At 70.0% G+C, this 19,797-nt stretch carries 12 protein-coding genes; 7 read left to right on the forward strand and 5 right to left on the reverse strand.

What is annotated here, in order from left to right; genetic code table 11:
• The first annotated feature begins 37 nt into the window (after positions 1 to 37).
• Complete coding sequence (locus ACZ619_RS41205) at positions 38 to 448, forward strand: hypothetical protein (protein WP_469610704.1); 411 nt, start codon at positions 38 to 40, stop codon at positions 446 to 448.
• Positions 445 to 2,601, forward strand: a complete 2,157-nt coding sequence (locus ACZ619_RS41210) for a tetratricopeptide repeat protein (protein WP_469610706.1) — start codon at positions 445 to 447, stop codon at positions 2,599 to 2,601. The genes ACZ619_RS41205 and ACZ619_RS41210 overlap by 4 nt, the downstream gene beginning before the upstream one ends.
• 22 nt (positions 2,602 to 2,623) lie before the next feature.
• Here the strand turns inward: ACZ619_RS41210 and ACZ619_RS41215 are convergent, their stop codons facing one another.
• The 3 genes from ACZ619_RS41215 to ACZ619_RS41225 are packed head-to-tail and all read right to left on the reverse strand — an operon-like array spanning position 2,624 to position 4,391.
• Positions 2,624 to 3,475, reverse strand: a complete 852-nt coding sequence (locus ACZ619_RS41215; protein ID WP_469610708.1) for a methionyl-tRNA formyltransferase — start codon at positions 3,473 to 3,475, stop codon at positions 2,624 to 2,626.
• Positions 3,476 to 3,505: 30 nt separating this feature from the next.
• Positions 3,506 to 4,129 carry a DUF6879 family protein gene (locus ACZ619_RS41220; protein ID WP_469610710.1) on the reverse strand — a complete coding sequence of 208 codons (624 nt, stop codon included), beginning with the start codon at positions 4,127 to 4,129 and terminating at the stop codon, positions 3,506 to 3,508.
• Positions 4,122 to 4,391 (reverse strand): hypothetical protein, encoded by a 270-nt coding sequence (locus tag ACZ619_RS41225; protein ID WP_469610712.1) that lies wholly within the window; start codon positions 4,389 to 4,391, stop codon positions 4,122 to 4,124. Before ACZ619_RS41225 ends, ACZ619_RS41220 begins: the two co-directional genes overlap by 8 nt.
• A 500-nt stretch (positions 4,392 to 4,891) precedes the next feature.
• Here ACZ619_RS41225 and pglY point away from each other — a divergent pair, with 500 nt between their 5' ends.
• Both pglY and pglZ read left to right on the forward strand, forming a co-directional pair.
• Positions 4,892 to 8,779, forward strand: a complete 3,888-nt coding sequence (pglY, locus tag ACZ619_RS41230) for a BREX-2 system ATPase PglY (RefSeq protein WP_469610714.1) — start codon at positions 4,892 to 4,894, stop codon at positions 8,777 to 8,779.
• Positions 8,776 to 11,682: a BREX-2 system phosphatase PglZ gene (gene pglZ / locus ACZ619_RS41235; RefSeq protein ID WP_469610716.1), complete on the forward strand. Its 2,907-nt coding sequence runs from the start codon at positions 8,776 to 8,778 to the stop codon at positions 11,680 to 11,682. Before pglY ends, pglZ begins: the two co-directional genes overlap by 4 nt.
• A 298-nt stretch (positions 11,683 to 11,980) precedes the next feature.
• Here the strand turns inward: pglZ and ACZ619_RS41240 are convergent, their stop codons facing one another.
• Together ACZ619_RS41240 and ACZ619_RS41245 are read right to left on the reverse strand one after the other, a co-directional pair.
• Complete coding sequence (locus ACZ619_RS41240) at positions 11,981 to 13,027, reverse strand: CBS domain-containing protein (RefSeq protein WP_469610718.1); 1,047 nt, start codon at positions 13,025 to 13,027, stop codon at positions 11,981 to 11,983.
• Complete coding sequence (locus ACZ619_RS41245; RefSeq protein ID WP_469610727.1) at positions 13,024 to 14,841, reverse strand: GmrSD restriction endonuclease domain-containing protein; 1,818 nt, start codon at positions 14,839 to 14,841, stop codon at positions 13,024 to 13,026. Before ACZ619_RS41245 ends, ACZ619_RS41240 begins: the two co-directional genes overlap by 4 nt.
• Positions 14,842 to 14,951: 110 nt before the next feature.
• On the opposite strand from ACZ619_RS41245, the gene brxD reads away from it, so the two are divergent.
• The 3 genes from brxD (at position 14,952) to ACZ619_RS41260 (ending at position 19,706) form a co-directional block, all read left to right on the forward strand.
• The gene (gene brxD / locus ACZ619_RS41250) at positions 14,952 to 16,301 is read left to right on the forward strand and encodes a BREX system ATP-binding protein BrxD (protein WP_469610720.1); all 1,350 of its coding nucleotides are present in this window, start codon (positions 14,952 to 14,954) and stop codon (positions 16,299 to 16,301) included.
• Positions 16,301 to 18,499 (forward strand): DEAD/DEAH box helicase, encoded by a 2,199-nt coding sequence (locus ACZ619_RS41255; protein ID WP_469610722.1) that lies wholly within the window; start codon positions 16,301 to 16,303, stop codon positions 18,497 to 18,499. Before brxD ends, ACZ619_RS41255 begins: the two co-directional genes overlap by 1 nt.
• A 175-nt stretch (positions 18,500 to 18,674) precedes the next feature.
• Entirely contained in the window at positions 18,675 to 19,706 is a 1,032-nt protein-coding gene (locus tag ACZ619_RS41260; RefSeq protein ID WP_469610724.1) for a sulfotransferase, read from the forward strand.
• Positions 19,707 to 19,797: the final 91 nt, after the last annotated feature.

The raw sequence follows: 19,797 nt of genomic DNA on the forward strand, positions 1-19,797 counted from the left end.
GAGTTGTAGCCCGGGTCGGATCGTGGGAGGGGAGAGGATGGACGCGGAGATCACCCTTTTAGCGGGCACCGCCGGGACGACGGTCGCGACGCTGCTGGCGTCCGACGCGTGGAACGGTGTGCGGAACGGGGTGCTCGCGTTGTGGCGACGTGCCCGTCCGGACCATGAAGGGGACGTGGCCGCCCAGCTCGACGCGTCGCGTCGGGACCTCCTGGACGCGCAGGCCGACGGTGATGGGGAAACCGAGCGGGAGATCGCGATGGAGTGGCGGGGCCGCTTTCGTCGTCTCCTGGTCGCCCACCCGGAGCTGGCGGTGGAACTGCGTTCTCTGCTTACCGAACTCGCCCCCGAGGCACCCGCCACCGTGACCGTCACCCAACGCGCGACCGCCTCCGGCAGCGCACGCGTCTACCAGGCCGGCCGCGACCTCAACGTCGACCAGCGGTGACCGGCCGTAACGAGGGTCGGGCCGCTGATCAAGGGCGCGTCTACCAGGCTTCCGGCGATCAGCACATCATCGAGCACCACCATCACGGAGCCGCCTGGACCGGCCCGGACTCGGTGCGGCGTCCGCCCGTCGGCCGGGCACCGGCGATTCTCCGGGATCGCAGCGAACTCGTCGGACGGCTGAAGGAGGCGGTGACCGAGGGCGCCGGAAACACCGTGTTCGTCCTGCATGGCCTGGGAGGCTGCGGCAAGACGGCCGTGGCGTGCGCACTCTTCGAACACGCCACCCGAGAAAGTGGTCGGCTGGGCTTGTGGGTCAATGCCGCCGATCAGGCATCCCTGCGGGCCGGGATGCTCGCGGTGGCCGCCGACCGCGGTGCCAGGGACGGTGAGCTGATGGCCGCACGCAACGGCCTGCGCGCGGCCGCAGACCTGGTCTGGGATCATCTCGACCGGTCCGACCTGCCGTGGCTCCTGGTGCTGGACAACGCGGACGACCCGGCGGTGCTGCGGGACGGCGGGTGGCTGCGCACCAGCCCGCGCGGAACCGTCGTCGTGACCACACGGCAGGCCGCCGGCCACTGGTGGCCCGCCGCCGAGTTGCTGCACGTAGGTGTCCTGCCGCGTGAGGACGCGGCCCAGGTCCTGTCCGATCTGGCCCCCGGAACGGGTTCCGCCGAGGACGCGGCCGCCATCGCCGACCGTCTCGGCCGCCTGCCGCTCGCCCTGACCCTGGCCGGCGGGTTCCTGGCCCACCAGGTGATCGATCCCTGGACGATGGAGGAGTACGGGCGTCGTCTGCGGGAGCGTCCGGATCCCATCGAACTGATCGACCGGGGCGCCACCGGCGCGGGCGACGACTCGCGCCATCTGGTCAGCGGAACGTGGCAGCTCTCGCTGAACTCGCTCGTCGGGCAGAGCCTGCCCGAGGCCGTCACCCTGCTCCGTCTGCTGGCCTGCTGGTCGAACGATCCGCTGCCCCTGTCGCTGCTCGCCGACGCCCGGCTCGACCTGCCCCTGCCCGCCGACCGGATGGAACTGGCGCTTCGGGGACTGCTCAACCACTCGCTCACCGAACTCGTTCCCGGTGACATCCGCTGCCTGCGCACGCACGGGGTGCTGCTCGACAGCGTCGCACGCGTCACCCCGGCCGACGAACGCGACCGGCTCGCTGCCGCGGCGGCCGGGCTCCTGCTGCGTTCCCTGCCCGCCTCACCGGAACGCGGTCTGCGTGACGACCGACTCACGGGCCTGGCCCCACATGTCCTGGCGCTGCTTCGCCGCGTGGCCACCTGGCCCGAGATCGCGGTCGGCACCGCCGAGTCCGCTGCCACCTGCGCCCTGCGTCTGGTGACGGCCCAGCATCGTTCCGGGGACTACGCGTCTGCGCTGGCCGCGGCTGAACAAGCGACGGATCTCGTGCGACGGCGACTGGGCGACGACCACGTCCTGGTACTGCGCCTGCGGCAGCGGATCGGGAAGGCGACCGACCGTCTGGGACGTCTGGAGGAGGCGGCGAATCTCCACCGTGAACTGCTCGACGACCTCGAACGGGTCTGCGGCTCCGAGGCATCGGACACCCTGACCACCTGCCTCCACCTGTCCCGCCCGCTGACCTGGATCGACCGGTCCGCGGAAGCGGTGCAGCTGATGCACCGGGCGGCGGCGGGCCGGGCCGCGCTGCTGGGCCCGTGGCATCCGCTGACGCTGGAGGCGAGGGCGTGTCTGCTCGAACTGCCTCCAGGGCCCGACCAGGACCGTGAGGCACCTGCGGGACGGGGCCTGGTCACCGACTGCCGCCGTGAGCTGGGCGCCGACCACCCGATCACGCTGTCGGCCGAAGTCAACTGCGCGGGGGCGCTGTTCAACACCGGACAGCACTCCGAAGCACTGCCGTTGGCCCGCCGTGCGCTGGCGGCACACGAACACCGCTTCGGAACGGACTACCCCATCACGTTGGCGGCACGAAGCCTGCTCAGCAGCGTCCTGCACGCGGTCGGCGAGTACCGGGAAGCAGTCGAACAGGCGGAGATCGTCCGAGAATGGCGCGAGCGGGTACTCGGTCCGGAGCACCCGTGGACGACGGTGATCCGGGACAAGCTCGCGCGGTACCGGAGTTCCCTGGCGGAGGCGACGCCACCCGACCTGACCTGACCCGCGGCGTTCGGGGTCCGTTTCAGGATGCGGAGTCCGCCACCGGTGCGGACTCCGTGATCCACACGGGCCCGTCCCCGCACATCACCTTGATTCCATCCGCGGGCCGCAACGACGTACGCAGAACCTCCAGCCGACGGTCAGCCACCACGGCAACCGGGCCGGATCGTCCGGAACTGCCGAACCTGATGGCGCGCACCTGGTTGTGGATCTCTTCCCTGGCCGTGCTCCAGTCGATCCGGGAGAACTCGGGTTCCATCCACCCCGCGTACGTGGCCGCCGCCTCCTCCTGCGGTGCACCGGGAGAACCGGTTACGGCCTGAGCGAGCGCGAGAGGCAGAAGCCGCTCGATGTATCGGTCGACCTCCTCCCACAACAACCGGGGGACGACATCGTCTCCCAGCGCGATCCCGGCCTCCTGAGCCAGGACCCCACCGGAGTCGAATTCGCTCTCCATCCAGTGGACGCTGACACCGATTTCCCTGTCGCCGTTCCTGATCGCCCAGTTGACCGGAAGAGGGCCTCGGTATTTCGGCAGCATCGACGTGTGCACGTTGATCGCACCCAGATTCGTCGCCCGCAGGACCGCCGACGGCAGTTTCCAGGGGAAGCCGTAGCAGACGATGAGATCGGCCCGATATCCCTCGACGAGGTGCGGCAGCATGCTCTTCCGGCCCGGAATCAGCAGATCCGTCCCGTCCGGCAGCGCGTCGACGATCTGGCCCACGACGTCGCCCGCACCGGGGCGGGTCGGCCCGCCCGGCCGCAGCGACCGAGCGTGCAGATAGGCGACGGGCTCGTGCCCGGCCCGCTCACACACACCGTGGAGGAGGGCGAACCCCTGTGCGGAGTATGAGATCAGGATGATGCGCATATGTCTCCTCCGAACTGCGGGTATGGCAGCTCAGACTCGCTCGTTGGTCACGGTCGGCGGAGGCAACCGGGCGACGCGACGGCTGAAGAAGTCGTCCAACGGCTCTCCGGACCGGTGCATCTCCTGGATTGCCTGCCGGCATCGAGTGATGTCATGCGGATCACCGAAGCGAATGCCGCCGGCGAGGTTTCCCTCGTCGTCATAGACGACCTCGTACATCACCGAAGAACCGAGGACGACGATCTCCACAAGAGGGTGGTCCGTCTCGTACCGACGGATTCCGTCCCCGCTGAGAACTCTCGTGTCCTCCCCGTACTGGGCCTTCAGGTGCAGCAGGTGGAGTTCCCACTGGAGGTACGGGGAAATGGGCTCCTCCACGCAACGGACGCGGTGGAGGGAGAACCCGCTTCCGGTGATGCGCCGGAAGTACTCCTCGTAATGACTCCGCTGACCCTCGATCAGTGCCAGGGACTCGTCCCAGTGTCCCTGGCGGAACGCTTCCCAGCTTTCCACCCCGGGTTCCCGGAAGCTCTGCTGACGTTCGAGCTTCCAGAACCCTTCGTGGCCGGAACGCCAGAAATGACGGTCGAAGTCCTCGAGGTAGGCGTCCAGTCCGAGGTGCCGACCGGGGCCGACGGCCCGTGGGCTATGCATCGGGGATGTCCGGCTTCGCCGCGGCGGCTGTCCTGCGGGGGATGACGACGATCCGCTCGTCCGGGGCGACGGTGAGTCCGGGGGGAAGGTGAGGCAGATAAGAAGCGGTGAGGTCACGGCCCACGACGGCGATGTCACCATTTTCCAGTTCCCAGATGTCCGGGCACCCGGCCTCACCGCCCGTGGTCCCGAGCTCGGTAGGGGTTTTGCCCAGGCGGCGCACCAGCGGCGAAGAGGGATCGGCTTCCCAGCCTCTAGTCATCGCGGACCTCCGTTCAGTTCGTCCGAAGGTAACCGAGATCACATCCGGTGCAAGATCGGGCAGCGGTTTCCGGCCGTGTGAACTCGACGATTGTCACCTCGGTGGCGCTTGCCGCCCGGCGGACGGCAGCGCGATGCAACGGACGGTGCACGGGGCTATACGCCACGGGGGCGGCCGGAGTACCGATGTAGGGTGCTATGCGCAGGCCGTACGGGTGATCGTTCAGTACGAGGGGGACATAAAGTGCAAGCGCCGCGAGCCCGTCTCCCTTGACCTGACCGATGCCGTGAACGTCGTTCCCGCCCGGCGGTACGTGCCCGGTCCGCTCCTCGCCACCGGCCAGGGCCACCGGCACGTCGCACCGCCCACCGGTCGTCCGTGCCTCCGGGTCCCCCGCTGCGACCCGGGCCGTTAACCGGCTTCCGGCCGGGACGGTACGCCCGCACCACATCGAGTACGTGCAGCAGCACCGGAAACTGCCAGGGAGAGCGAGACCCGCAATGGCTCAGCCGCCACTCCTCCGCGATGTCATCGACATCAAGGAGTCCATCTCCACCTCGGACTTCGTGCTGTCCCTCGCCGAGGCGACGACACCCGACGGCGCGGAGCACGCGCTCAAGGACTATGTCGTCACCGAGCGGCTGCTGGAGAACTTCGACGAGGCGCTTGCCCTCATCAAGTCCTCGCTCGACGGACACCGCTCCAAGGCCGCCTACCTGCACGGCTCGTTCGGTTCCGGTAAGTCGCACTTCATGGCCGTGCTGTACGCGCTGCTCAGCGGCGACCCGGCCGCTCGTGCCCGTACCGAGTTCGACCCGGTCCTGACCAAGCACGAGTGGCTGACCACGGACGGCAAGACGTTCCTGCTCGTGCCGTACCACATGCTCGGCGCCAAGGCCCTCGAACAGCGCGTGCTCGGCGGATACGTCACGCACGTCAAGAAGCTGCACCCGCAGGCCCCGACCCCGCAGGTGTACCGGACCGACTCCCTCTTCGCCGACATCCGCGCCATGCGCGCCAACATGGGCGACGAGGCCGTCATCCGCGGGCTGGGAGCCGGCGGCGCGGACGACGGGGAGGAGGACGAGTGGGGCGAGGGCTTCGCCTGGAGCCCGCGGCTCCTCGACACCGCGCTCGCCGCCGAGGAGAACCACGAGGCCGGCGTCCCGCTCAACCTCACGAACCCCTCCACCCCGGCCGAACTGCGCGCCAAGCTGGTCAACGATGCCAGCACCAACCTCCTGCCCGGCTTCGCCAAGAACGCCATCGAGGACGAGCACGGCTTCATCTCCCTGGACGCCGGTCTGTCCGTCATCGCCGAGCACGCCAAGTCGCTCGGCTACGACGGACTCATCCTGTTCATGGACGAGCTGATCCTCTGGCTGGCCACCCTCATCCACGACCAGAAGTTCGTGGCCCGCGAGGCCAGCAAGATCACCAACTTCGTCGAGGGCGGTGACGCGCGCCGTGCCATCCCCGTCGTCTCGTTCATCGCGCGCCAGCGTGACCTGCGCGAACTCGTCGGCGAAGAGGTCTCCGGTGCCGCCGAGTCGTCCATCCAGGACACCCTGAACCTCGCCTCCGGCCGGTTCGACAAGATCACCCTGGAGGACCGCAACCTCCCGCAGATCGCCCACGCCCGCCTCCTCAGGGCCAAGGACCCCGAGGCGGAACAGCTCGTCGACGCGGCCTTCGAACAGACCAAGCGGGTCGGCACCCAGGTGTGGGACACGCTTCTCGGCTCGGAGAAGGGCACGACCGGCGCGGACGCCGAGTCGTTCCGGCTGACGTACCCCTTCTCGCCGGCGTTCATGGACACCCTCGTCCACATCTCGTCCGCGCTGCAGCGCTCCCGTACCGGTCTGAAGCTGATGGGCCAGCTCCTCGCCGACCACCGCAACGAGATCCGCCTCGGGCAGCTCATCCCCGTCGGCGACCTCTACCCGGTGATCGCGGAGGGCGGTGACAAGCCGTTCACCGACAGCCTGAAGGTCGTCTTCGAGGCCGCCGACAAGCTGTACAAGACGAAGCTGCGGCCGTACCTGCTCACCTCGTACGACATCACCGAGGACGACGTCGAGCAGTACGTCAACCGGCCCGAGTCCATCGCCGACCCGCAGCGCGCCACCCGCTGCCGGATGTTCGTCGGCGACAACCGGCTCGTGTGCACCCTGCTGCTGTCCGCGCTCGCGCCCAGCGTGCCCGCCCTGGCCGAGCTGACCATCCGGCGGCTCGGCGCGCTCAACCACGGGTCGGTTCTCGCGCCCATCCCCGGCGCCGAGGTCGGCATCATCAAGAACAAGGTCGCCGAGTGGGCGGCCAGGTTCCCCGAGATCAAGGAGACCGGCACCGACGCCAACCCCGGCGTACGGCTGGAACTGTCCGGCGTCGACGTGGACTCCGTCATCGCCAACGCCCAGGTCAACGACAACCCCGGCAACCGGGTCGCGCTCGCCCGCCGCCTGCTGTCCGAGGAACTGGGCGTCGAGCACGGCCAGTTGAGTGATCAGTTGAGCTTCACCTGGCGCGGTACCGCCCGCACCGCAGAGATCGTCTTCGGCAACGTCGCCGACGAGGACGAGCTGCCCGACCACGACCTGATGCCGCAGGAGGACGGCCACTGGCGCATCGCCATCGACCTCCCCTTCGACGAGGGGGAGTGGGGGCCCGTCGAGGACGTCAACCGGATCCGGCGGCTGCGTGAGCGCCAGCAGGGCGAGCGGTCCCGAACCGTCGCCTGGCTCCCCGCGCACCTGTCCGCGCAGCGCTTCGCCGACTTCCGGCGTCTCGTCGTCATCGACAAGGCCCTCGCCGACGAGCACCGCTTCGACACCCAGTACGCCGGCCACCTCAACGCCGACAACCGCAGCCGCGCCAAGGGTCTGCTCGAAACCCAGCGCGAGGCACTGCTCAAGCAGGTCAGGGGTGCCTTCAAGCAGGCGTACGGGCTTGCCCAGAAGCAGGCCGCCGACGTCGTGCCCGACTTCGACGACCACCTCGTCGCGCTGCCCGACGTCGACGGGCTCACCCTGTCCTTCGGGCAGAGCCTGCACGACGGCATCCGGCACGTCGCGGGCAAGCTGCTCGTCCACCAGTACCCGGCGCATCCCGACCTCGACGCCGACGGCACCGGCATCGCCGTCAAGGCGACCGACACGAAGAAGGTGTTCGTCCACGTCAGGGACGCCGCCGAGGCGCGCGACGGGCGCGTGGAGGTCCCCGCCGCCGACCGCAAGCTGATGCAGCGGATCGCCGGGCCGCTGCGCCTCGGGCAGCAGAAGGAGGCGTACTTCGAGCTGTCCCGCTACTGGGCCGACCACTTCCGGCAGCTCGCCAGCGCCCAGGGCGTGACCGGGGACCTGTCCCTGATCACCCTGACCGACTGGACCGACAAGCCGGACCCGCGTGGCCTGCCCGACTTCCTCGCCCGGCTCGTCGTCGCCGCCTTCGCCGAGATGGACGACCGGGTGTGGGTGCGCGGCGGTACCGTGCTCGACCCCGCGCCCGAGCTGTCCGCGATCAAGGACCACGACGCGCTGCGCAGCCAGCCGCTGCCCGCCGAGCCCGACTGGGACACGGCACGGCAGCGCTTCGAGACGGTCTTCGGACAGAAGGCGCCCGCCCTGCGACGCGGCCGGATGGTCAACCAGTTCGCCCGCCAGATCATCGAGGCCGCCCGCGCCCACCGGGACCACGCGGCCGACCTGGTGCACCAACTGGAGTCCCACGCCTCCTTCCTCGGCCTCGACCAGACCGCCGACACCGGACGGCTCGCCCTCGCCCGCCGCTCCCTGCAACTGCTGGACGCGCTCACCGCGGAGGCCGGCAAGGGCGCGGCCGGAGCGAAGAAGACCGTGGAGGCGCTCGCTTCCTTCGACCTGGGCGAGACCAGCGCCGACCGGTACGGCACCTCCATCAAGCAGGCGCGCAGCGTCGCGGAGGGTGTCGCCTCCGCGCCCTGGAGCACCCTGGAGCTGGCCGCCGGACTGGGCCCCGAGGGCGCGGCACTGCTGGACTCGCTGCGCAACGTGGCCCGCGACGACCAGCGCACCGCGGACCTGCGCGACGCCCTGGCCCGGACCCAGCGCGAGGTCGTCGCCCTGGTGAAGCGCAGCCAGGCCGCCGCCATCCCGCCGCCCGCTCCCGTCGCACCCCAGCCCACGGCCGACGACCTGTCGCTGAACACGCCGACCAGTGACCCGCGCATCCCCTACACCCCGCAGCAGACACCCGCACCGGCCTCTTCCTCCGGCGGCACCGCGCGGACCTCCGGCGGCCGTCGTACGACCGCGGCTCGCGCCGCCGCCGACCTCCAGGCGGAACTGTCCGAACTGGCCGCCCGTCACCCCGACGCGACCATCGAGATCAGCTGGAAGGTCGTCGAATGACGGACACCGTCACCGCCGCGCCCGGTGCCGTCCGGCTGAACACCGCGACCGTCACCCAGTACCTTTCCTCGCACTCCTCCCTCGCCGCCTCCCTGACCGGGGGCGGCGGAGGCAGGCGCCGGGTCGTGCTGCTGCGGTCCGCGCCCCAGTGGGAAGGCCCCGCCGAACCGGCCTGGGGCGAGGGCCGGACGGCCGGTGTCGCGGTGGCGCCCTCGCCGCTCGCCGTCCACGAACTCGTCCTCGACCACCTGGCCGGTCGGCGTCCGGGCCCCGCCGTCCTGGTCGTCCTCACCGACCGTGAGCAGATCGAACTCGACCCCGCGATCCTCGCCCGTGTCCACAAGCTGCGCATCGACACGGTCGACAGCTGGGACGTCGTACGGGAGGCGTTCGGCGCCCGGCAGATCGACCCGCGACTCAAGGACGTCAACTGGGCCGCCGAAGCCCTGCTCGACGCCACCCCGCCCGGCGGCTGGCCGCCCGTACCCGGGGGCTGGCTGTCCCGGCAGTACGCCCTCACCGCGCTCGCCCAGCGCCGCCTGCGCCTCGGCCGCTACGACACCGAGGGCGGCACGCGACGGCCTGGTGACGACCGGCTCGACGCGCAGAGCCTGCTGCACTGGTCGATCCGTCCCGGCGCCCCCGAGCGGCTGCTGGGGCTGCGCGGACCCGAGCGCGCCGGACTGACCGCCTTCCTCGGCGAGGAGGACCAGGCCGGTCCCGCCGGACGCGCCCTGCTCGCCCTCGTCGACGCCGAGCGCGGCGCGGACGCCGCCGCTTTCGGCCTTGTCTGTGCGGCGCTCTGGCAGCACGCCGAGCCTGCCCCGGAGACGTATCAGGCGCGTGGCCGTGCCGAACGCTACTTCGGCGACCAGCCTCCGGCGGTAGGCGAACAACTCGACGCTCTGGTGGCCGTCTTCGGACAGTTCGCCGAGGAGTACGTGATCACGCTGCTGACGGCCGGACTCCGCAGCGGTGGCGCCGACGGCGACCAGACCCGCGAGGCGCGCCGCACCACCGGCATCGTGCTCGAACGGGGGGCCACGCTGGCCCGCCAGTTCGGCGCGGAGGCAGCCGTCGCGGCGAGCCCCGTCCTGCGCGGCGGACTCGACGCCCGGTTCACCGCCGTAGGACAGGCCCTCGCCCGGGGTGGTACGGCCGAGGTGGCAGAGGCCGTACTGCGCCTGGCGGACCACAGACTCGCCTGCGATCCGGAGGAGTCCGCCCGCATCGAGCGCGCGCGGATGGGGCAGCGACTCGCCCGTTGGCTGGCCACCGATCCGGCCGCCGACGCTCCTACCGTCGCCGACGCCATACAGCGGCACGTCGCCGAGACGGGCTGGGCCGACCTGGCCCTGGAGCACATCGAGGCCGGCGGCGACCCGGACCCCGTCCTCAAGACCGCCTACGACACCCTGGGCACGCGCGCCCGGGACCGGCGGCGACAGATCGACGCTTCCTTCGTGCGCTCGCTGGCCGGCTGGACACAGGACGGCACCCGGCCCGGCAGCATGCTCACCGTCGAGACCTTCCTCGACCGAGTGGTGGGACCCGTCGTCCGGCGCGGTGAGGAGCGACGGGTACTGCTGCTCGTGCTCGACGGCATGAGCGCGGCCATAGCGAACGAACTCGGCGAGGAACTACGCCGTTCCTGGGCGGAGTTCGACCCCCTGCCCGAGGGCGGCCCACTCCGGCGGGCGATGGCTGCCGCTCTGCCCACCGTGACGGCTGTGTCCCGGACATCGCTCTTCGCGGGCACCCTGATGAAGGGCACCCAGGCCGACGAGAAGCGGCTCTTCCCCGCGCTGAAACTGTGGGGCGGGGCCCCGGCCGCCGTCTTCCACAAGGACGACCTGCGTACCGAGAGCGCGGGCGACACCTTCGGCCCGGGGCTCACGGAAGCACTCACCGACGGCAGAACCCATGTCGCCGTGGTCCTCAACGCCATCGACGACCGCCTCGCGAAGGAACAGAAACTCGGCGACGGAGCCTGGCGGGTCGACGAGGTGCCAGGGCTGCGCGACCTGCTCCGGGTGGCGGCGGCCCAGGGCATGGCGGTCGTCGTCACCAGCGACCACGGGCATGTCGTCGACCGGCACGGGACGAAGGTGGACGCCGCGACGGAGCCCGCGTCCGCCCGGCACCGCCTGCCCGCGGACGGCCCGCTCGGCGAACAGGAGATCGCCCTCTGCGGACCTCGTGTGGTGTGGCCCGAGCCCGGCGCGTCCATCGTCGCGCTCTGGGATGCCGACTCCCGTTACACCGCCCTCAAAGCCGGCTACCACGGCGGGGCCTCCCTGGCCGAGTTCACCATTCCGGTGCTCGCGTTCCTGCCGTTCGGTGCGGAACCGCCCAAGGACTGGCGTGAGCTGGGGGACCAGCGACCGACCTGGTGGGCTCCGGAGGAGGCGGGGAGGGCGGTACCGGACGAGCGGTCGGCTCAGACGGCCGACGCGGTTCCCAAGAAGGGGACCGCCAAGCCCAGGAGGAAACAGCCTGAACCCGGGACACTGCCCGACGCGCTCTTCGACGTGGCGTTGACGTCCGGGGGAGACGATGCATTGCTCACCCCGACCGTCGTATCGCGGACCGAGGTGCTTGTGACGGCGCTGCTCGCCTCGGAGACGTACCAGTTGCAGCTCGACGGTCTGGCCCGCAAACCGCAGCAGGAGCAGGTTCACAAGGCGCTCACCGCCCTGGTCGACGTGGGCGGCACGCTGCCCGTGACAGCGCTCGCCCAGCGGGTGGGTATGCCCACCACCCGTGGCGACGGCTTCGCCGCGGTCCTGCGGCAACTCCTCAACTACGACGGCGTACAGGTGCTCGAGACCCTGCCGGACGGGCGCACCGTACGGCTTCACGAGGCGCTGCTGCGCGAACAGTTCGCCCTCGGAAGCGGCTGACAGCTCGGGGCGGCCCCGCTGTGAAGCGGGCCCGCCCCGAGGACACTACGCGTCGCGCCTGACGTGCTTGAGCACGTTCAGGCCCGCCGCGAGGACGGCCATGAACGTGGCTCCGCTGGTCGTGAGAGTCGCGAACGTGCGGGTCCTACGGAGCCCGCAACCAGCTGGTTGCTGATGTGCGCGTGTGCAGCGAGTCGGTCAAAGAGGGCCTCCGGGAACCGAGAACCGCAGGAAGGCGAGAGAGTATCCATCAACTTGCTTTTGCAGCAACGTAGTTGGATGCTCTCCGGTTGTATCCCTACGACACGAACGCCCGTAGCAGCTTCGCGAAGGTCGTCAGCTCGTCGAGCATGTCTTGGGGAAGCGGCTTCTCGTCGAAGTGGGCGATCCGGTTGCGGATGTCCTTCACTCGCTCCAGGCGGCCGATGAACTGTTCCCTGGGCATGTTGGGCCACTTCAGGGCTTCCCAGTTGGCGTCGGCCGCTTGCGCCAGCGATGTCTTCGGCTGGTCGCCGTCCAGGAGCCTCAGGTAGTCGCCGAACATGAGGTCGGAGACCTGGCCGGTGCGCCGCTCGGGCTTCTTGTTCGTCTGGACGGCCTTGATGGCCTCCTGGTCCAGTGCCGCACCCAGACACCGGCGCAGCAGGGACTCGATCTCCCCGACGATGAAGAAGGGCCGGGCCGAGCCCTCGAAGCGGTCCGTGACGTCCGCCGCGGTGACGAGGCCCGAGAGACAGCCGTCGTCGCCGCGGACCAGGAGGTAGCCGTGCTCGCGGATGACCGGCAGAGCGGAGAAGAACTCCTGGCGGGCGTCCGCGACCGGAAGGGAGTCCTTCTCCATCGCGTTGTCCAGCGTCGGCGGCTTGCCCGCCTCGTACATCTTGGCGACGGACCCCCAGGTGACCACCCCGTGGATCTGCGCCATGCCGGTGGTCACCGGGACCTGCGCGATGCTCTTCGTGCGCATCAGGAACGTGGTCTGCGCCAGGGGCGTACCAGGGCCGACGGAGACCAGGCCGCGCCGCGCCGCGGGGATGTCGCCGAGCAGCAGTCGCTGCGGAAGGGCTGTCGACGGCAGGGCTTCCTCGGTCTCGTCCTCCTCCGCGTCGGCGGGGGTGGCCTGTGCCGGGATCGACGCGAGGGGTACCACGTCGACGTTGCTGCGCGGGCCGCAGACGGCGAAGTCCGGCAGCGTCGTCAGTCCGGCGTCCGTGAGCGCCTGTGAGATGCGGTGCACCGTCCGGTGGTCGCGGACTCTGACCTGGAACAGGTCCAGGATGTCCTGCACCGGCACGGTCCTGCCCTTCAGCGCGGCAAGATCCTGCCCACCCGGTGTGGCGGTCATCGGGCGTCGCCCTCCGAGAGGTCACGGAGCATGGTCCGCTTGCCCATGGCTGCATGCACAAGGTCCTGCAACTGCCTGGAACGGTCGTTGTAGAACCGTTCGTAGTCGTTGTCGCGGAGCGCGTCCGGATCGATGAGGTGCGTGGTGAGCACGTCGTCGAACCACTCGGGTCGCATGTCGGAGGCGGCGACCATGGTGGACAGGTAGGACGCCGGCGCCCCCGTCATGTCCATCGCCGCGCGGTAGGACAGGGGGGTCTTGTTCACGATGGAGTTCGTGGGCAGGCCGCCACTGTTGCCACGCCGGAACCAGGTCCTGGGGAAGATCTGCCGGACGTCCACACCGTACTCGTCCAGCCTGCCCGGCTTGAGCGGGCTGTCCGTGTAGTGCCAGTCGACCGCCCCCTGCTTGATCAAGAGGGCGTAGATCCCCTTGTAGGCGGCGCTGTTGCGGGTGGTGAGACTGTCGAGTCGGTCGGCGAAGAAGAACGCGTCCGTGACGGTGTCGGGAGCCCGGTCGTCCTGTGCGATCCAGGGGACGAACTGTTCGACGTCACGGGTGAAGCGGGTCTCGGTGGAGCCGCCGTACATCTCGCCGAGGACCCCGCACCAGTACCACTGCTCGGTCTTCTCCTCCGCGCCCAGCCCGTCCAACGCGGTGTCGAGGATGGCGCGGACGGCCGCGAGCGGGACGAGTTGCGTCTTGTACGGCAGGTCACTCGGGCGGACGATGCACTGCCGTTCCAGGAAGTCGCCCACCCAGGCGAAGGCGTCGGCGAGTTTCGGTGCCAGGCGTACGAAGTCGTCCAGCGGAAGGTCCAGCAGGTCCCGCCGCTTGCACGACACCGTCGCCCCCGCGCGCGTCTGCTTCCGCTCCCAAGTGCGTACCAGGGCGATGGCCTGCAGGAAATCGATACTGCTCAGCCCGTTCTCGATGCCGCTGTCCAGACGGCCGAAGACCGGATACTTGGCCGCCAGCTGCTGCTTGATCTCCCGCCATACCTCGGGGAGTTGGTAGTAGTCCCCGGTCCGCTCCACGTACTCGCGATCCCCGGCGTAGGTCGCGGTGAGGAGTTCGAAGACGTTCAGGGGTACGCCACCGGTGTTGACCCGCTCGAACACCGCGCAGACGGCGTCCATCGAGGTGGTGGCGGCCAGCCGGATCATCGGTACCTGGAAGGCCCGGACCTGCTGGAGCACCGACTCGTCGAACTGGCCCCACAGATTCCAGTTCCGGTCCTCGTCCGCCTTGATGTACGACATCATCCACTGGTTCACACGCTGTGCGTCGAAGACGAGGTGCAGGGGGAAGAGCCCGGCCGCGCACTCGTTCTCCGTGGTGGTCAGGTCCAGCACCACCGTGCGATTGAAATCGGTGCGGAGCACCTTGTCCGCCGGGACGGACAGGATGGCCTCGTCGCGGTCCGCGGACGGACCGACGGCCTTCGCGATGTCGACGTAGTACCACCGCTCGATGGCCTTGCCGCGGGCATCCGCGGTCTCCACGGGGGCGTCCAGCCACAAGGCCTGGAAGAGGGAGGTGAGGCGCTGCTGCCCGTCCAGCAGGAGGAGGTCCGCGGCCGGGTCCCCGTCCGGCCGCGCCCCGGTGAGCGTCCGGGAACGGAACCGGGTGGCGCCGCCGGTCTGCAACGTCATCACCACGCCGAGCGGATAGTCCAGCGTGACCGTCGCGATGATCGCGCGGATCCGGTCGTCGTCCCATTTCCAGTTCCGCTGGAAGTCGGGCAACTGTAAGGAGCCCGAAGCCACGTCCGCTAGTACGTCCTTCAGTTTCACATTGTCCAGTGCCGCCACGTTCGTCCCACTCTCCACCCTGGCGTATGTACGGAGAGTGATTCCAGCAGTGCGTCCGGGTGACCGTCAACCGATTCAACGGGGTCCGCGGAAATGGAAGACTGGTCGCCGTGAGCACCACCGGATCCCAGCGCCCCGCTCAGGTGAGCGCCGCCCGCCGCCGTACCGTCGTCGACGCGCTGCGGCGAGGTGCCGTGCCCGACAGCGGGCTCGATCTGCTGGCCACCGGACTTGACCGGTTCGAGGCAGCCTTGGACGCGGAACTGGACGCCGTGGCGTCCGGCGGTTCCGTGTTCAAGGCGGTGAGAGGCGAGTACGGGTCCGGCAAGACGTTCTTCACCCGTTGGCTGGGTGAGCGGGCCAAGCGCCGCAACTTCGCTGTGGCCGAGATCCAGATCTCGGAGAACGAGACACCACTGCATCGGCTGGAGACGGTATACCGGCGGCTCACCGAACGGCTCGCCACCTCCAGCTTTCCGCCCAGCGCGCTGCGGCCCGTGGTCGACGCCTGGTTCTACGCGCTGGAGGAAGACGCCCTCGCGGCCGGCGCGACCGAGGACGAACTCCCGGGCGCGGTGGAGGAACTGCTCGTCGCACGGCTCGCCGAGGTCTCCCGGCACGCTCCGTTCTTCGCCACGGCTCTGCGCGGCTACCGGGCCGCCCTCACGGACGGCGACGAGGCGACCGCCGCGGCCGTCCTGGCCTGGCTCGGTGGCCAGCCGCACGTCGCGGCCTCCGCCCGCCGGGCCGCCGGGGTGCGCGGCGACCTCGACCACTTCGGAGCCCTCGGCTTCCTGCAGGGGCTCCTCACCGTGCTGCGCGACTCCGGGCACACCGGGCTGTTCGTCGTCCTCGACGAGGTGGAGACGCTGCAGCGGGTCCGGTCGGACGCCCGCGACAAGGCGCTCAACGCGCTGCGGCAGCTCATCGACGAAGTGCACTCCGGCCGCTTCCCCGGTCTCTATCTCGTCATCACGGGGACCCCGGCCTTCTACGACGGTCAGCAAGGTGTGCAGCGGCTGGCCCCGCTCGCCCAGCGGCTGGCCACCGACTTCACCACCGACCCGCGCTTCGACAATCCTCGCGCCGTGCAGATCAGGCTCCCCGGTTTCAACCAGGAGTCGCTGGTCGGGCTCGGCATCACCATCCGTGACCTGTACGCCGATGCCGCGGAATCACCAGAGCGCGTAAGGAAGGTCGTCGACGACGCATACGTCGCCGATCTCGCGGAGGCCGTCGGCGGAGCGCTGGGCGGGAAGGTGGGTGTGGCTCCTCGGCTGTTCCTGAAGAAGCTCGTCGGGGACGTGCTCGACCGCGTGGATCAGTTCGACGACTTCGACCCCCGGCAGCACTACCGGCTCACCGTCACCGGCAGCGAACTCACCGACGTCGAGCGGAATCTGGCCGCCGCGTCCGCCGGGGGCACGGCGTCGGCCGACGACATCGACCTGGAGCTGTGATGGCGGATGCGGGACTCCCGGTCGGCAACGAACCGGGTGACGGGGATGCCGACGTACTCGACCGGCTCGATCCTGTCGTCCTGCACCACATCGTCAACACTCTCGGCTGGCCGGACCTGCGCCCCCTTCAGCGGGCGGCGATCACGCCGCTGATGGAGGGACGGGACGCCGTGCTGCTGGCCCCGACGGCCGGCGGCAAGACCGAGGCGGCCTGCTTCCCTCTGCTGTCGGCGATGGCCGAGCAGCGGTGGACCGGCACATCCGTGCTGTACCTCTGCCCGCTCAAGGCACTCCTCAACAACCTGGTCGGCCGCGTCGACGCATACGCTCAGTGGCTGGGGCGGAGCGCCGCCCTCTGGCACGGCGACACCAAGGAATCCCAACGGCAACGGATCCGGGCCGAAGCGCCGGACATCCTGCTGACGACGCCCGAGTCGCTCGAAGCGATGCTGATCGGTGTGAAGACCGATCACGCCCGTTTGTTGGGGGGCCTACGGACCGTGGTCGTCGACGAAGTGCACGCGTTCGCGGGGGACGACCGGGGATGGCACCTGCTCGCCGTGCTCGAACGGTTGGAACGGGTCACCGGGCGCGCCATCCAGCGCGTAGGGCTCTCGGCGACCGTCGGCAACCCGACGGAGCTGCTGCACTGGCTGCAAGGCGCGGGCTTCGGCAGCCGCACCGGTCAGGTGATCGCCCCCGGGGTGCACCTGCCGGTCACCGGCGGCAGCGGAGACGAGGACGAACCGAGTCCCGAACCGTCCAGCAGGCCTGCGGGCGAAGTGGAACTCGACTACGTCGGCTCGCTCGACAACGCGGCCAAACTCATCGCGGCGCTGCACCGGGGGGAGAAACGGCTCGTCTTCTGCGACTCGCGGCGCCAGGTCGAGGAACTGGGCGCCGCGCTCCGGGCACGCGAGGTGACCGTCTTCCTCTCCCACGCCTCCCTCTCGGTCGACGAACGCACCCGCTCAGAACAAGCCTTCGCCGAGGCACGAGACTGCGTCATCGTCTCCACGTCCACTCTCGAACTCGGCATCGACGTCGGCGATCTGGACCGGGTCATCCAGATCGACTCACCGGCTTCGGTGGCCTCCTTCCTCCAACGCATCGGACGCACCGGTCGGCGCGCGGGCACGGTACGCAACTGTCTGTTCCTGGCCACGCGGAAGGACACGCTGCTGCAGGCGGCGGGTCTGCTGCTGCTGTGGTCACGAGGCTGGGTGGAGCCCGTCGTCCCGCCTCCCGAGCCGCGCCACCTGGTGGCCCAGCAACTGCTCGCCGTCACCCTGCAACAGCACAAGCTCGGAGACCAGTTGTGGGACCGGGAATGGAACGGGCTCGCCCCCTTCGACAGGTCGGCCGCCCCGATCCTGCGCTTTCTCACGGAGGAGGGTTTCCTCGACACCGACGGCGGCTTGCTGTTCGTCGGCCCCGAGGCAGAACGCCGCTTCGGCAAACGCCACTTCATCGAACTCACCGCCTCCTTCACCGCACCACCGCAGTTCACCGTCCTGTCCGGACGTACGGAGATCGGGCGCACCGACCCGAGTGTGCTCACGGAGGAGCGCCCCGGCCCCAGACGGTTGCTGCTCGGCGGACGCAGTTGGCAGGTCACCTACATCGACTGGCTCCGCAAACGCGTCTTCGTCGAGCCGGCCGACGGTGGTGGAATCGCCAAGTGGATGAACGGCGGTGTCGCCGGACTGTCGTACGCACTGACCCGGGCGATGCGTGAGGTCCTGCTGGGTGCGATGCCGCCGGTGTCCCTCACCCGGCGTGCGGAGGCATGCCTGGCCGAACAGCGCGAAAGCGACGCACCTGACACCGTCCATCCGGGCGGTACGTTGATCACTCGCGTCGGCTCCGACGTCCGCTGGTGGACCTGGGCCGGCTACCGCGCCAACGCCACGCTGGCGGCCACCCTCCAGTCCGTCACCGACCCCCTGCAACGGCCCACCGACAGCTGGCTCCGTCTGCGTGAGAACCTCACTCCGGCCGCTTGGCGGGTGGCCTGTGAGAATGTCGGCGAGAACCTCGTCCTGCCCGACGTGGACCGCCGCGCCGTACGCGGCCTGAAGTTCTCCGCTGCTCTTCCCGAACGCCTTGCCGTAGCCACGGTTGCCGTCCGGCTGGCCGATTTCGAGAGTGCCCGTCTGGTGCTCGGAGAGCCGACGCGCTTTCAGCACGACGTATGAAATCGGCAGGGCCGCCAAGGCCGCTTCAGACGGACACGGACATCCGCCCCTTGCACTTCCCGCACACCGACGCCCCGGTCGGCCGGCCGGGTGCGCAACCTGATGCGCCCCGGTGGAGTTGGGCAGGGCGTACGGTGGGCGGCCGAGTGGGGCCGGTGGAGTGTGGGAGGCGATCGTGGGGGCCTTGACCTTTGTCGTCGGTACGGGACGCAGCGGCTCGACCGCGTTGTCGCGGATCCTCAACGCCCACCCGGACGTGCTGAGCCTCAACGAGTTCATGGCCTCGGTGGGCGACGCGGCCTTCCCGGACGGGAGGGTGTCCGGCGGCGAGTTCTGGCAGACGCTCGTCCGGCCCGCCCCGCACTTCGAGCGGATGATCCGCAGCGGGCTGCCGCTGCCGGAGTTCCTCTACACGCGCCGCCCGGGCAGATACGCGGCGGATACCACCGGCATCCCCGCGCTCTCCCTGATGGTGCTGCCCCACCTCACGGACGACCCGGACGCCCTGCTCGACGAACTCGGCGCACGGGTGGTCCGCTGGCCCGAGCGGACCGCCCCCGAACACCACCGCGCCCTCTTCGGCCTGCTGTGCGACCGGTTCGGACGGACCGCCGTCGTGGAACGGTCCGGCTACTCGACGGGCTGGGCACCCGGGCTGCGGGCCGCGTTCCCCCACGCCGGGTTCGTGCATATGTTCAGGGACGGACCGGACTGCGCCCTGTCCATGAGCCGCCACCCCGGATACCGCACGATCTCCCTGCTCCGCGAGATCAAGGCACGGGCCGGCATCGGCAGTTTCGCCGACCTGACCGACGACCACGTACGCGCGCTGCCCGCCGACCTGGCCCCGCTGCTCGCCGACCGCTTCGACCCCGCCCTCGTCCGCGACCGGGACATCCCGCTGCGCACGTTCGGCGCCCTGTGGTCCGAACTGGTCACCGAGGGCTCGCGGTTCCTCGCCGGACTGCCCGCGGACCGGCGCGCCACACTCTCCTACGAGAACCTCCTCGACCGTCCCGCCGAGGAACTGACCCGCCTGGCCGGGTTCGTCGGCGTCGCTCCCCACCCGCTCTGGCTGCGGGACGCCTGCGCCCTCCTCGACCACAGCCGCCGCGGCTCAGCCCGAAGGCTTCCGGCAGCCGAACGCGCCGAACTGGAGAAGAGCTGCGCACCGGGCACCCGCGTCCTGGAGGCGGAGCGGGGCTAGGTGTATTGCCCTGTGAGGTTGGGGACGCGGCTGGCGGGTGGTTTGCCTGCGAGCGCGGTGTGTCCGCGGTGGTGATTGTAGGTGTGCAGCC

The organism is Streptomyces sp. NPDC104367, assembly GCF_055583825.1.